This is a genomic window from Autumnicola psychrophila (assembly GCF_031846645.1).
Taxonomy (GTDB): Bacteria; Bacteroidota; Bacteroidia; order Flavobacteriales; family Flavobacteriaceae; genus Autumnicola; species Autumnicola psychrophila.
On sequence record NZ_JAVRHN010000005.1, the window covers coordinates 214802 to 227809 of the forward strand.

The window sequence follows — 13008 nt, forward strand, 5'->3', positions numbered from 1 at the left end:
TTTCTTTTATTTATAAGTCATTGTAAAATAACTGTTGTCTTCTTCGATAAATTCTTGAAAGTTCAATAGACCTTGTCCATTTAATTTCTCGTTAACAGTATAATTTAGTTGCTTAATGCGAATCCCCCACGCATAGGTCTTAATATTGATCTTTGAATTAATAGTTTTTTTGTTGTCATTGAACTTTCGGTCATATATCTTTATAATACTTTTGGAACCAAAAAAATCGAGCAGTCCCGAATCAAAAGTCATTTCCAATTCTATATTTTCAAGGTTGTCCAAATCGTAAAGCCTTTTAAATTTTTCAGAGGTGGTATTAACCTTGGTCTGCCTTGATTTTGGGTTGGAAAACGGCAAAGCCGTTATTATAATACTGGCTTCATCAGGCTTACAGAGATAGGTCGTGGTGTATTTATCGGTCAATTTTTTGTCTTTATCCAACAATTCTGTAACTACCTCAATTTCATAATATCCATTTTTCTTTATTGTTTCACCCGCTTCAAATATTTGTTTATTGAGAAAAGCACCTTTTTCATCAAAATTCTCACGAATGACCACTCTGCCTGAAATCTGCCCTATAAGCATTTCCGTTTGTCCAGTCATTGTGATGCTGAATAAGATAAATAGTACTATAAATCCTTGTTTTCTCATATATGGTGCATTAATTTCTTTACCTCTTTTGCAATAATATTGCTTAAATCTATGCCATTGGATGGATGCGGAATGGTATTGCAGGTAACTATCTTTTCTACTCCGGAATCCAATAAATCTTGATAGGCATTTCCTGAAAAAACGGCGTGAATGCCTACGCAGATAGGGGGTTTCATTCCTGCTTTTTTCAGATGTTGTACGGTTTCAATCATTGTTCGCGCGGTGGAAATAATATCATCTACCAAAATGGGTGTGGCATTCTTGTACTTATCCATATCAGGAACAGAGACTTCCACGTCACGGTCGCCGTGACGTACTTTCTGTAATACCGTAAAAGGTGCGCCAGCATTTTTAGCGACTTCGGAAACCCATTGTTCACTTTCCAAATCGGGCCCGATAAGTACCGGGTTTTTGATGTATTTCTTGATCCATTCTGAAATGGCATCAGCAGCGTGAATTACTTTATTTGGAATTTGATACACTTCTCCCAAAGAACTAATTCTATGCAAATGAGGGTCAACTGTGATAATGCTATCGGCAAAACCTGAAATCAATCTTCCAAAAAAACCGGAATTCACTCCTTCACCTTCATTAAATACTTTGTCCTGACGCATATACGCCAAATAGGGTGCTACCAAGCAGGTGCACATTGCTCCCAAGGATTTGGCTGTGTGGCTTAAAAAATATAGAGGCAGCAGTTTCTCGTCCGGTTCGTGCAAGGTGCATACTAGTACCACACATTTATCTTTAACATCAGATAATATACGCGTGTATGACTCCCCGTCAGGGAATTTACGCACGTTGGCTTTCCCTATTTCAGCATCCATTTTTTTTGCTAAAAGCTCTGTAAGTTTTTCATTTCCGGGAAGGCTAAATAATATTGTTTTCATAGCACGTTTAAATTATGGTTATGATGTCGTTATGGTTATTTTTATATTCCAATGCATAGTTAAGTTCGCCTTTGGATTCAGCATATAAAGTATATAGCAATTGATTCTTTTCTATTTGTTCTCCCAAATGGATATTTAATAGAATTCCTGCCGAAATAGATTGAGGTGCTCCTGAAAGCTTTGCGAGCTTCGCTATTTTTCGGTTATCAATTCTTTTTAAAATTCCGGATCTTTCGGCTGTAATTTCCATCTTATGAGGTGCTAAAACAGGTTTTGAAAAGCGTCCTTGTGCTTTGCAAATGGCCACAAATTTTTCATAAGCTTTTCCAGATTTGAGAATTTGACGTGCTGTTTCCAGTCCCTTTCCTTTTTCTTCTTTTCCAGAAAGCTCAAATAGTTCAGCGGCTAAAAGCAATGCTCTTTCTGTTAGGTCTTTAGGTGCATCAGCTTCATTTTTCAAAACTTTTAATATATCAATAGCTTCTAAAGTGGGACCGATACCCCTTCCAACAGGCTGCGTTCCATCAGTAACCACAGCTTTTGCCTTCAACCCAACAGCAGTGCCAACGGTTTCCATATGATTTTTTAATTTTAGAGCCATTTCAGTACTGCGAACCTTGGCGGTTTCACCAATTGGAATATCAATGACAACGTGAGTAGAACCTGCCGCCGCTTTTTTAGAAAGTACAGAAGCGATGAGCTGACCTTCACTATCGATATCCAAAGCTTTTTCAACTTTAATGAGCACATCGTCGGCAGGACTTAATTGCGCTGTACCTCCCCAGACAAAACATCCTCCTTCTTTTTCGACTACAGCTTTTATTTCTTCGGAAGAGAGCGTTACATTGGTCAATACTTCCATCGTATCTGCTGTACCAGCTGGTGAAGTGATGGCACGTGACGAAGTTTTAGGCATTGTAAGTCCATAAGCGGCAACAATAGCTACTACCAATGGGGTTGTTCTATTGCCTGGTAAACCACCAATACAATGTTTATCGACCACAATATCTTTACTCCAGTCCAACTGTCTTCCTGAAGCTATCATTGCTTTAGTAAGGTCGCATATCTCATCAATATCCATTCGGTCGCCCGCACAGGCTGTAATAAATGCCGATAGGTGAATGTTAGAATAATTGCCTTCTACGATATCGTTGATGATGTTGTTATAGGCTTTAAAATCCAGTTTTTGATTATAGATTTTAGCTCTTACGTGGCTTAACGATTCAATAGGCTCCAAATGGGAAACATACAGCATTTCATTTTGGGAAACATTCAGTTTTTTTGCTGCAGCATCCGAAAGGCCTATTTCATTTGGTAAAAGAAGGCCGGAACTCAAAACGTTCAAGCTTGCGACGATTGAGGTGGTTGCATTTGATATCCTGATCCTTGTTAGTGCTACAAACCCTTCAGAACTACAGACGTGGCAATCCTCACGCATATACACTACATATTCGTTTTGGGTGTAAATCCCGAGATGTTTATATTTTAGTATGTTTGAGTGTGGGTCCATTATTTTATTGATTGCTGGGATTTATTCTATTTCTTCGATGGTGTATAATTGCGGAATTTCTGTATTCCATCCATAGGTTTCCTTGATACCTTTTTGTAATGCTTCTGCACTTTCTTTTTCACCGTGGACAATGAATATACGTTCGGGCTTATTTTTAATGTCGCCCATCCATTCTATAAGTTCTGCGTGGTCTGCGTGTGCCGAGAGACCTTCAATTTCAGCGACCTGCATATTGAAAGGCACCCATATTCCATAGACTTTTAGTTCTTTCTCACCTTCCAACAGCTTTCTACCACGTGTGCCTTCAGCTTGATAGCCTACAAAAAGCAAGGTGTTATTTGGATTTTGTGCCTGTGTTTCAAGATAGTTGAGCATTCTTCCGCCTGTGAGCATTCCACTCCCTGCAATTACAATTTTTGGTCTGTTATCAGTTCTTAATTCCATTGTTTCGCGATAACTGCTAACAAGTGTAAAATGTGAACACATTTCGTCACATTCGTTGTCTTCCAATCTGTGCCAATCCCGAGTTCTATGAAACAGTTCCAATACGTTGGCACCCATTGGGCTATCCATAATCATTTGAACTTTAGGGATTTTGTTCTCCTTGAGTAATTTCCAAAAGATAAGCATCATTAGTTGGGCACGCTCTACCGAAAAACTGGGAATAAATAAGCTGCCACCTCTATTGATGGTATCGTTGATTAATTTTTCGATTTTTGGAAGCGCTTCTACTTCATCAGGATGAAACCTTCCTCCGTAAGTGGATTCAACGAAAAGTATATCCGCTTTTTTTGGTTTAAGGGGTGGATAGAGCAATAAATCATTGGTTCTACCAATGTCTCCAGAGAAGACAAAGCGTTTTCCATAAATATCCAACTCAATATAAGTTGCACCCAGAATATGCCCGCTGTACTGGAACCGAGCCCTGATACCATCAAATAACGGAATCCATTGTGCTTGTGGAATGCCCTTAAAATGCGGAATGGTTTTTTCTACATCCTTTAAATCGTAAAGCGGTTCTGCGAGACTGTGTTTGGAATAGCCTTCTTTATTGGCACGTTCTGCTTCCTGTTCCTGAATTTTTGCACTATCGTTCAATATGATTTTTGCAATGTCCAAAGTAGGATTCGTACCATAGATGGAACCATTGAAGCCTTGTTTCACCAACCTCGGCAGATAACCTGTATGGTCCATATGGCCGTGGGTGAGCAAAACAGCATCAATATTTGCAACATTAACAGGTGGGTACTCCCAGTTTTTAAGGCGTAATTCCTTTAGCCCTTGAAAAAGTCCGCAGTCTATGAGTATCTTTTTATCTCCTGTATCCACTAAATATTTTGAGCCGGTTACTGTACCTGCTGCCCCCAAAAAGTGAATGTTTATTTGATTAGTTTTCATCGGTTGTTCTAGGATTAGATTTTGCATAGTTCAAGTGAATCTTCCAGAATTCTTTTGTGTCGGGAGTTGGGAATCCCTACTTTATCCAACAAGTTCGGACTTTCGTGGAGTTCTTTACAGAGAACAATGCCTTCATCCAATAATTTTGTTTTCTCAGCTTTCGTTAAACTTGTTAAGGCTGTTAAGGGGTGCAATCCCGCCTGGTCAATTCTATCTTTGAGTCCACTCTCCTTTGGATAATCCCAACTGGTCATTAGCAGGCCAACACAATTGCCATAGTTTATGGCATCAGATGTAAAACGTGTATTGGTATATAAACCTCCTTTGTGGATTTTGTTCTGGTGACCCTTTTTACGTCTCCACTGTTTTTCCACATCTAAAAAACGGGAATGGATGTACAAAGGAATTTTTACATTGCAAAACCTGCCTTGATCACTATGGTATTTACATTCAATCATATAATGTTTTTCACCTTTTTGCGCTATCACATCCACTTCATGCTGAACGCAATTGCCTTGTACAATCACACCAACCTTTGTTTCAAATCCTTCGTGTGCCAATAATTTGCCTACCAACTTTTCAAATGGGAAGCCAGAAGGGCCTAATTCCATCAATGCCTTTTTAAGCTTGTATTTAAAGGCACTTACTCTCGATTTTGCCTTAAGCATTTTAAACGCTGCCTCATAGATCCTTTTAGTGGTCATCCCTTCTTCAAGCTGTTCATACACCTTATGAGCTATATCCTTAACAATAACCTCATTTGCTCCCGCCCGCCTAAGGGAATTGATGAGTTTTTCAATTTGGAAATCCTCATACTCACCCGAAGACTTTTTAACCAGGACTGATCTTTTCATAGTCACATTTTAATTGTCATAACGGGCAATTCAGAATGGTTGGTTACCTTTTCAACGGTGCTACTGGAGAAGAGACTTAAAAATCCCGTGCGCCCGTGCGTACACATGGCAATAAGATCCACATTTTTGTAGATCAAAAAATCATTTATTCCTTCCTCTACACCCGATTCGTTATAGACATTCATTGAGTAAGTTGTGAGCCCTGGGAAATTTTCAAGGAAATCTTTTATAGGTTGCAGACTCTTTTCAATACTATTATAATCTGTTGTAGTATTCACCTTTAATAAATGGATACGTGCATCACATTTTTCAGCAAGTGATTTTACGTGTTGAAATTCTTCTGTCACATCTTCTTTAAAATCTGAGACAAACAAAATGTCTTTAAAAGGAAAAGAAACATCCTTATCTTTAACTACGATGACAGGCACCTCGGCTTTTCTCACTATTTCTTCTACATTGCTTCCCCGTAATTCACGAATTCCTCCTTTTGTGCCACTACTACCGGTAACTATAAAATCATGTTCAAAATGACCGCAGTGGCTTAGGATGTTGCTTATTTCACCATTATATTCCAAAAAGGTTCTGCATTTAAGTCCAAGGCCCTCTGCTTTTTTTTCTAATTCTCTCAAATCTGCCTTCGCGCTGCCAATCTTTAATTTTGTTTCGGGGTATAGATCTTCCTTCTGTTTGTCCAGTCGAACCCAGTCAACCGGGGTTTTTACGTAATGGAAGAAATGGATTTCCGAATTGTAAAATTTAGCCATTTTGAGCCCCAGCTCCTCTGCTTTTTGACAATTTTCAGAAAAATTGGTAGGTACAAGTATATTGTTCATAATTTAAAATTATTAGTTATTTCACATTATCGTTTTTGGTATTTTTTATCTTAAATATATCCTGGACATCAGAAACATATATGAGACCATCACCACTTTTTCCTGTTCTGCCATTTTGACGAACGATGTCACAAATAGCCGCCACTTTACTGTCCTCACAGACGATTTCCAGTTTATAGATCTTGCTGTGGAGGAATGGTAGTTTGAGGGAAGGCCAATCTTCTCCAGGATCTGTGTAATCGCCGGTTCCTTCTCCCTCAAAGACTGTTAAACAGCAATGGCCCTCTCTCCTCAAGGAAGAAATCACCTCCTTAATTTTATTTGGCCGTATGAATGCTTTTATTTCTTTCATAACCTCTTATTTATTGTTATTGATAAATCATATTCCTAACGTGCGGTTGGTTTTAAGTATGGATACGTGTTCATCTTCTATGATACCTGTGAGTGCTCTTATCGCATCAATAGTTTCGGGGATTACAATAGCCTGGTTGTCTACCACATAGGCATAGAAGAGTTCGTCTCCCTGTACTTTCAACATATCCTCCCAAAGTGCAACTTCGTACATGTCCCCCCAGGGTCTTCCCATATCCAGGAACATTTCTTTTATAGTATTGTTTGAAACCAAACCCTGCTCGTACCGAATCATCTTAATTCTTGTCGACGTTTTAAAAGCATTTAAAACTTCATCTTTTGAGGCCTTTTTTGTCAGTCGCACATTCCAGTAGTGCATATGGCTCAGGGTTTCAGGTACTTTTACTGCAGCAGTAATAACATCCAGTTCGGGATCTACACTTTGAGCATCGGGACCCTGATGACTGGGAATATCTTTTTCAGGAACCATTGTATTCATGATTCCCCCCATATGGCTTTCCCAGGGATCTGTTGCTCTTCGTAAAAGAGTACCGCGGGCACTTTGTAACAGATTTGCCCTTTTTAGAGCCGTAAGAGTTCTTAAAATGGAGGTGGTGTTGCACGAAACCACCCGCGTAGCATCTATGTTTAGAGCGGTTTGGTAATTGTTTTCGGCACTGAAGGAATGGCCCGCAGTTTCATGCTTTTCACCTCCTTGTACAATAAATTTTTTACCTTGACTTTTGTATCGTTCTACGTTTTTTGCGGCAACTTTTTTAGGGGTGCAATCCACAACCAGGTCCACCTGATCTAAAAGCTCTGTCATTCCGCCTTTAACGGAGAATCCGGCGTTTTTCATTTCCTTTTCTGCTTCTTGTGTCGCGCTGTAAATATTGTAGTTTTTTCTTACCGCATTTTCTATGCGCCAGTCACTTATGATATCACAAATGCCGGTTAACTCCATATCATGTTGTTTGTCAATGGCATCGGCAACTCTTTTGCCGATGACTCCATAACCTACTACTGCTATTTTTTTCATGACTTCCAATTTTTTAATTTGATCTTGTTCCTTTGTTTCACATTACTTTCGTGTTTAAAGTAACCTGATTATGCTTTGGATGTACCAGGCGAGTGGCTTATCTCGATTAAAAGTGTATTTCAAGTAGATCCTTAATTACAAAAGCATTAAATGCAGCAGTATCCTTTAACCTTTTACTTGAGCATTATAAAATGCCGCTACACAAGCACCGATTAGCCAGCTTAAGATGAAAACCTGGATAATTCCAAAGAACACCTCCAGTACAGGCACATCCATTCTTATTATACTACTTGTGTCCAGTCCGTGTAAAAGACTGTTAAAGAACTTTACTGTTCCTTCCCGCCCCACTGTGGCCATCACCAGTACACACCCCACATAAAGGAGAGCTCCGGTAAGACCGAGTGCCAAACCAAATTTTTTTATGTTTAATCGATACATATTTTCAGATTTTAAAATTATTTATCCGATTCTAATAGCTTCTTTTGTTCTTCGAACTGTTCCTTCGAAATTTCGCCACGTGCAAATCGCTTTCTTAGGATGTCCAGTGGTTCTTCTCTTCTTGTTTTTTTTCCCCATTGTGTTGGTATCATGAAAACCCAGATAAGAAAAACTATCCAGATGAACCACCAGATGAGGTGCATTCCAAAAAATCCATCATAATTGTGCATGTCTTTATTTTTTTTGATGTTGGTTTGTTACTTGATCTTTGCTTTTTTTCTTTAAATTCTCATCGGTTAACCCGTGAGTATGATCTCCATGCCGCATAGGCATCATTAGATGTATGGCAAACATTATGATGATAAATGTGAAAAGCCAGACATCACCACCCAATCCAATTGATGGGGCCAAAAAGATGAGCAAAAGAGGTAAAACACATCCGATGATCATCCATAACCAGTGATTTTTCATTTTAATTTATTTTAATGATTAAACAATTACTTCATAGAGTATATTATAAGTTAACAAAAAAGATGTTTTAAAAACATGATATTGCTCAATTCTGCCCAACATTCAATACTCTTTGTTGACTGTATAGGTTATTTTCTCATCTATTTATCTTTAGTTTTGTTGATATTGAATCACTTTAGTTGATTTATTGGAAATTGTAAAAGATTGTTTCTTAAATTGAATTTTTATGTCGGATTCAACTTCATCCAGAGGCTCTATTCGACAACTATTGGCCGAAAAGTTTAACTGTAACCATACACCTCTATAATTGATCTTCATACTGAGGGAATTTATCTCTTTGGGTAATTGGGGATTTAGCCAAAGCACATCATTTCGGATCTCCAAACCTGTAAAACACCTTTGTACAATATCTATGGTACCTGCCATAGCGCCCAGATGTATACCCTCGGGTGTGGTGCCGCCCTGCACATCTTCAAAATCACTAACAAGTGCCTCTCTGAAACAATGCCAAGCACATGTACGATCGGATCTGGCCACAACCCAGGACCGGACTATACGGCTAAGAGTAGAACCATCTGAGGTGCGGGTACCGTAGTATTTAATGTTATCAGGAATGTTGGATGGAGTGAAATCATACCCTAAACCTTTGAATAGCAGTACTAATTGTTCAGAAGAAAAAAGGTAAAAGAGCATAAGCACATCTGCCTGCTTGGAAGCCTTGTAGCGATTAACAGAGTCACCCTCGGCATCTAATATTCTGTCAAGCCGGTGAATATCGTTGTACTTCTTTCGATAGGCTTCCCATTCGAAATCCTCCAACTGTTCATAACCCTCAAACTGGGCGATAATTCCTTCTTCAATAAACGGAATATATAATTTGCTTCCTATTTCTTTCCATTTTTCCAACTCCCTGTCATCCAACTGCAGCTCTTGTTTTAAAACATCCCGACGGGTAATTCCAATTAAATCAAATGCTTTTAAAGAATGGGAGAAAAGCCAGGAAGCCATGACATTGGTGTATGCATTGTTATTTATTCCCGGTCTGTCACTTCCAGGATAGGCGGTATGGAATTCGTCGGGGCCTACTACTTTTCTTATTTCGTAACGCTGTTTTGAATCGCTCCAGCTGGCCAGTCCGGTAAAGAGACGAGCGATTTCAATGAGCATCTCAGCACCGTAGAATTTCATGAAGTTTTTATCTGCCGTCACTTCATAATATTGCCAGATATTATAAGCTATAGAGAGATTAACATGACGCTGGAGGTATGTATTGTCTGGAACCCATTGTCCAGATTTCGGATTTAAATGAACCACCTGGCTTTCTTCCCGTCCATTGCTTCCGCTTTGCCAGGGGAACATAGCTCCATCATAACCTTCCCTTTTAGCGAGTTTTTTAGCTTCTTCTAAGCGTTTATATCGATAGAGGAGCAGGGAACGGGTAAGGTCAGGTAGGCGGTAATTAAGAATTGGGAATATGAATAACTCATCCCAGAAAATATGGCCACGATAAGCCTCTCCATGCCAACCTCGCGCCGGTAATCCAACATCCCGACCAATGGTAAGTTTAGAAGCCGTTTGAAGCAAATGAAAAATATGTAATCTGAGGAGGAGCTGAGAGTTTCCCGATGCATTGACGAAAATATCAAACTTGTTCCACAATCTTTTCCAGGCTTCAGAATGTCTTCTTTTTACAACAGAAAAATCTGCCTGACCATTTACTTGCTTCAAAGCATCGTTGAGCGGTTCACTTATTGCATCGTCTTTGGAGGTAAAAAGGGACACCGTTTTTTCTATAGAAACTTGTTCTCCCAGAGTCACGTGAAAAGTGAATATTTCACCAATTACCTCTTTTTCCCGAAAAAACTTTCGTATTACATCCAGCTTTTGAGTTTTAGAAAAAATAACGCATTTGGCTGCCTGAGCCATATAGAGGAGGGATTGATTCGTTTGAACCAGAATGTAAATGGCATTTTCTGCTTCTCCTTTTTTAATTATTTTTAGATGCTGATTCTTTAAAGGTTTATATCGTTTTACGCCCTCATTTTTTGTTGATCCGTCAAGGGTAGAGCGTACTTCTACCATTCCGGACCAGTTTACCAGCACAAAATCCCATTTTATGGCGGCAAGGTGAGGATTATCCATACTTACCAGTCTTGTACTGATAATCCTTGTTTCCCGCTGTTGTTCATCGATGAAGTGCATCTCCCTTCTCAGGATACCTGCAGAGATATCAAGTTCCTGAACATAATTTAAGACCTGTTTTTTTTCTAACTGAAACCAATTCTTATCTCCTTCCAGCCTGAAGCTTAAGTGCAGCCAGTTAGGCCAATTAACCAGATCTTCATTTTCAATGGTCTTTCCTGCTATTTGTGATTTAAGCCTGTTGTAACCACCTGCCAGGTAAATGCCCGGGTAATGAGTGCCATCAGCTTTTGATTCTTCTGCTGCTCCCCTGGTGGCGAAATAGCCATTGCCAAGGGTACATAGAGCTTCCCGGAGACCCTCTTGTTCTTTTCTTAAACCGTCATATTTCAGCTTCCAGTTTTGCATAGCTTCTATTTTTTTTAACTTTCTGACGATCTAAGTTTCTAGAGGCCGCCATCACCTACATAACATTCTGATCATGTTTATAATACCATTAATTCTCCTTACAGTTAATACCTCTAAAGTTCATATTCCAATTGTTTCCAATATTTAATAGGTAATCTTTTTCTCTTAATGACTTACTCCAATAATCATAGCTGCCGTCATTCCTAAAACCATTACGATGCCGCCGACTGGAGCCAGGCCCATGTGCATCCAGTTTGTAGACCTTCTTTTTTGTTGGGATTTATGAAACTTTTCTGGATTCTTTCTAAAAACTGTCAGACATTGTTCAGAATCAAAATAGTGCGTGTTTTCCATGTATTTAAAGTTTATAGCACTTTTCTCGCTAACGACTACCCCACATACAGGATCCACGTGTTGACCTTGAGCTAAATCTATACGGCTGCTGCTACAAGAGGTGAAGGTGAGCAGGGCGGTAATCCAAATCAAGAGTATGATTAGAAAATTTCTTTTTCTGAGGGTGCTCGCAAAAATCGATTTCATCTTTTTATTTTTACTATTTTTTTATTCCACCACTATAAGTACCAGTCTCTCAAAAATGCCATGGATAGAGCTAGAAGAAAGAGTATTACGAAAGCACATATTGCCAGAAATTTATCACTCTTTTTGGCCTTGGAACGATACCGCTCTTTCTTTTTCTTTTTCTTTCTTGATTTTCTCCTTTGTTCCCTGTAAGATCTCATGATAGAATTTTATGGTACTTATTATCTCTAATTAGTTCAAAATCTTCCTGATCCTTTTTCGAAAACTTTATTCAAAAAGTGCTGTTGTTCATACATTGTGCCTGCCAATGGGCCGGTAACCGATGTGGGGGAATGGGAAAAACCTCCGGCCCATTTATGCAGGCCTTAATATTATCTAACTTCCAATTTTTCCTGTTTTCAAAGCTTTTTTGTATGTAGCTTCCGATTTGTAGTAGGCTACTTCGCCCTTTTTGTTTAGCAGGACAATAAAAGCTTCAGATTTGTCCACGGCCTCGCCGGTTACAGGATCAACAGCCACGCGGGCCGTTTCTTTTTCGTTAAGGGTGTCAACGCACATGTTACAACAGCCATAGTAGATCTTACCATTTACACCTATTGGAATCTGAATTTTGGCCATATATGCATCGTTGACCATACATACTAAATTATTTGGGATCTGATCTCCAATTTTATAATTGTGCTCTGCTTTCACAGTACTTTCTGCTACTTGATTAACCTCCGTTTGCGTTGTTTGCACTTTTTCTTTCTCTTGCGAATTACAACCGGACAAAAACATTGTACCTATTATCGCTAATGCGAAAATTTTTATTTTAGCTTTCATATTTCTTGCGCCTGCTTTATGGACCGGATAAGTCTTGAGGGGATAGTAGGGGAAACCACCGGTCCACTTACGCAGGTCTTTTTTATTTTATAGTTTCTTGTATACTACCACACTTCAGCATTTTTCCTCCGAAAAATGGATTTTGAATTGCCTCTTCGTGGCTTAGCCAAAAACCTCCTGAGTTATTATTAGCCATTGGACAGCGGGCAAGATATAATTGGTTGTCAGCAATTTTTCCCTCAAGAAAACTTGCAAATGCATTGCTGAACTCAGAAAATGCTCCTTTTTGTGCTTCCAGATTGGGACTGGTAGTCACCTTTGTTACAATTTTCTTTAATTGACCAGTCCCTTCAAACTCTCCGAGAGCGCCTAGAAGTTGCTCTGCTTCCTCCTTCGCCAGTTCTTGATCAGACTTGAGTATTGCGGCTTTAAGGGTTAAATAGTCTTCATAAGCTGTAGTTATTTTTTCGTTATTAAATTTTGGGATTTTACTGTCCATCATTTTCATCTCACCTTTCTCCATTTTATGATGGTCCTGGTGCATCATTTTTTTCTCCTGGCTGTAACCCAGGCTTACCGTCATAAGTAATACTGCTGCAATTTTTACTTTTAAAATCTTCATAGTTTTGATTTTAGATATTAGTATTTAATTTATCTTTCA

Annotated in this window: 15 protein-coding genes; all 15 read right to left on the reverse strand. The window is 39.0% G+C overall.

Features of this window, described 5'->3' with window-relative positions:
- Nucleotides 1-6: 6 nt before the first annotated feature.
- Nucleotides 7-651, reverse strand: coding sequence for a hypothetical protein (locus RM541_RS08295; RefSeq protein WP_266069597.1), 645 nt, complete (start codon nucleotides 649-651; stop codon nucleotides 7-9).
- Nucleotides 648-1541, reverse strand: a complete 894-nt coding sequence (locus RM541_RS08300; RefSeq protein WP_311499741.1) for a ribose-phosphate pyrophosphokinase — start codon at nucleotides 1539-1541, stop codon at nucleotides 648-650. The genes RM541_RS08295 and RM541_RS08300 overlap by 4 nt, the downstream gene beginning before the upstream one ends.
- Nucleotides 1542-1548: 7 nt before the next feature.
- On the reverse strand, nucleotides 1549-3051 hold the full coding sequence (locus tag RM541_RS08305) for a thymidine phosphorylase family protein (protein ID WP_189602879.1): 1503 nt from the start codon (nucleotides 3049-3051) through the stop codon (nucleotides 1549-1551).
- 21 nt (nucleotides 3052-3072) lie between these two features.
- Complete coding sequence (locus tag RM541_RS08310; protein ID WP_189602878.1) at nucleotides 3073-4449, reverse strand: MBL fold metallo-hydrolase RNA specificity domain-containing protein; 1377 nt, start codon at nucleotides 4447-4449, stop codon at nucleotides 3073-3075.
- Between the two features lie 14 nt (nucleotides 4450-4463).
- On the reverse strand, nucleotides 4464-5303 hold the full coding sequence (locus RM541_RS08315; RefSeq protein ID WP_189602877.1) for an ATP cone domain-containing protein: 840 nt from the start codon (nucleotides 5301-5303) through the stop codon (nucleotides 4464-4466).
- A gap of 2 nt (nucleotides 5304-5305) precedes the next feature.
- Nucleotides 5306-6136, reverse strand: a complete 831-nt coding sequence (locus RM541_RS08320; RefSeq protein ID WP_266069598.1) for a universal stress protein — start codon at nucleotides 6134-6136, stop codon at nucleotides 5306-5308.
- A gap of 16 nt (nucleotides 6137-6152) precedes the next feature.
- On the reverse strand, nucleotides 6153-6488 hold the full coding sequence (locus RM541_RS08325; protein ID WP_266069599.1) for a P-II family nitrogen regulator: 336 nt from the start codon (nucleotides 6486-6488) through the stop codon (nucleotides 6153-6155).
- Nucleotides 6489-6515: 27 nt separating this feature from the next.
- Nucleotides 6516-7526 carry a type II glyceraldehyde-3-phosphate dehydrogenase gene (locus tag RM541_RS08330; protein ID WP_266069600.1) on the reverse strand — a complete coding sequence of 337 codons (1011 nt, stop codon included), beginning with the start codon at nucleotides 7524-7526 and terminating at the stop codon, nucleotides 6516-6518.
- Between the two features lie 165 nt (nucleotides 7527-7691).
- Nucleotides 7692-7964 carry a DUF5676 family membrane protein gene (locus tag RM541_RS08335; protein WP_189602873.1) on the reverse strand — a complete coding sequence of 91 codons (273 nt, stop codon included), beginning with the start codon at nucleotides 7962-7964 and terminating at the stop codon, nucleotides 7692-7694.
- Between the two features lie 17 nt (nucleotides 7965-7981).
- Nucleotides 7982-8194 (reverse strand): SHOCT domain-containing protein, encoded by a 213-nt coding sequence (locus RM541_RS08340; RefSeq protein ID WP_189602872.1) that lies wholly within the window; start codon nucleotides 8192-8194, stop codon nucleotides 7982-7984.
- Between the two features lie 4 nt (nucleotides 8195-8198).
- On the reverse strand, nucleotides 8199-8435 hold the full coding sequence (locus tag RM541_RS08345) for a hypothetical protein (RefSeq protein ID WP_189602871.1): 237 nt from the start codon (nucleotides 8433-8435) through the stop codon (nucleotides 8199-8201).
- Nucleotides 8436-8585: 150 nt separating this feature from the next.
- Nucleotides 8586-10985, reverse strand: coding sequence for a glycoside hydrolase family 65 protein (locus RM541_RS08350; protein ID WP_311499742.1), 2400 nt, complete (start codon nucleotides 10983-10985; stop codon nucleotides 8586-8588).
- A gap of 165 nt (nucleotides 10986-11150) precedes the next feature.
- Complete coding sequence (locus tag RM541_RS08355) at nucleotides 11151-11525, reverse strand: YHS domain-containing protein (protein ID WP_266069603.1); 375 nt, start codon at nucleotides 11523-11525, stop codon at nucleotides 11151-11153.
- 375 nt (nucleotides 11526-11900) lie between these two features.
- The gene (locus RM541_RS08360) at nucleotides 11901-12347 is read right to left on the reverse strand and encodes a hypothetical protein (protein WP_266069604.1); all 447 of its coding nucleotides are present in this window, start codon (nucleotides 12345-12347) and stop codon (nucleotides 11901-11903) included.
- 82 nt (nucleotides 12348-12429) lie between these two features.
- Nucleotides 12430-12969 (reverse strand): DUF3347 domain-containing protein, encoded by a 540-nt coding sequence (locus tag RM541_RS08365; RefSeq protein WP_266069605.1) that lies wholly within the window; start codon nucleotides 12967-12969, stop codon nucleotides 12430-12432.
- Nucleotides 12970-13008: the final 39 nt, after the last annotated feature.